This window comes from Rhizobacter sp. P3_B12 (assembly GCF_056402895.1).
In genome coordinates, this window is record NZ_JBFUGN010001373.1 from 1 (window position 1) to 1,258 (window position 1,258).

Below are 1,258 nucleotides of genomic sequence, written 5' to 3' on the forward strand. Positions count from 1 at the left end.
GAGAAGCGCTGCGCCCGTCATGAAGCTCGAGGCGTCAGAGGCAAGATGGAGTACTGATCGGGCGATTTCATCGGGCCTCGCCATCCGCTTGAGCGCGTGGAGGCCCTCGACGAACGCCAACAGCTCAGGGGTGGCGCCAGGCGCATTGGTGATGCTCGCGGGGGTGTCGGTCCCCCCGGGCAGGATGGCGTTGACGCGAATGCCCTTCGCGCCGAGTTCGGCGGCGAGGACCTGGGTCAGGCCGATCAGCCCCGCTTTGCTGGCGGCATACGCCGCCATGCCGGGCATGCCGACGCTGTAGCCGACGAACGAGCCGGTGAACACCAACGATCCGCCGCCGCGCGCGATCATCGCCGGCACCTGGTACCGGGCGCCGAGAAAGGCGCTTGTCAGATTGGTGTCCAGCACGTCGCGCCATCCGGCCACCGACACCTCCTGGACCGGCCCCGTTTCACCGACGGAGCCGGCATTGTTGAACGCGATGTCGAGCCCTCCGAACTCGCGGACCGCCGTCTCCACGGCGAGTTTCGCCGTGGCCTCGTCCCTCACATCTCCAGCGACGGCGATGGCCTGGCCGCCAGCGTCGACGATCTCGGCGACCAGCCGGTCGAGCAGCCCCTGGCGCCGGGCCGTCACGACCACCCTGGCCCCTTCTCGCGCGAACATCCTCGCGGTGGCATACCCGATTCCTGAACTTGCCCCGGTGACGATGGCAACCTTGTTGGCCAGTGCGGTCATGTCTTCTCTCTGCTTGTTGATGGACATGCACTGTGTGCTCGTGCGAGCCGCGCGTCTGGCTGCATCCGGACACTGAATTCGATGCGCTTCACAGGCCACAAAATCAGCTTTTGACCGATACCCAAGCCATCTTGGCGCCGTTCCAATGCATTGCATGGCGAACGACGAGCGTGCTGGCTTCGAGCGGACAACTCGCAAACGGGAACCGACCTCGCCTGCCGCAACGCGGGGTCATCGCACCACCGCGAAACTCTCCGAGCTGCTGGCCAACAGTCCACGCATGGTGGCGCAGCGCGAAGCCATGGCCCGGGCCTTCGGTTCGTCCACGCGAGCCCCCGCGCAAGCGGTCGGTCGCCGCTCGGCTGCCCCGCAGCGGTCCCCTGCACAAACCATCCAGCGTGTCCCAGGATGGAAGAAGGTCGGCATCGGAGCCTTGACGCTGCTGGGTGGCGCGGCCGCCGGGGTGGGCGCCGTGGCCGCCGGCCTGGCAGCGGCGCCCGCCGTTGCGGCCGGCCTGGCC

Annotated in this window: 2 protein-coding genes; one reads left to right on the forward strand and one right to left on the reverse strand. The window is 68.0% G+C overall.

Features of this window, described 5'->3' with window-relative positions; genetic code table 11:
* Window positions 1-738: SDR family oxidoreductase (locus AC1D01_RS35350; protein WP_477874284.1), on the reverse strand; the 738-nt coding region annotated here is incomplete at its 3' end.
* A gap of 154 nt (window positions 739-892) precedes the next feature.
* Between AC1D01_RS35350 and AC1D01_RS35355 the strand changes: the two genes are divergently transcribed.
* Window positions 893-1,258 (forward strand): hypothetical protein (locus AC1D01_RS35355; RefSeq protein WP_477874282.1); only part of this gene is annotated, 366 nt, incomplete at its 3' end.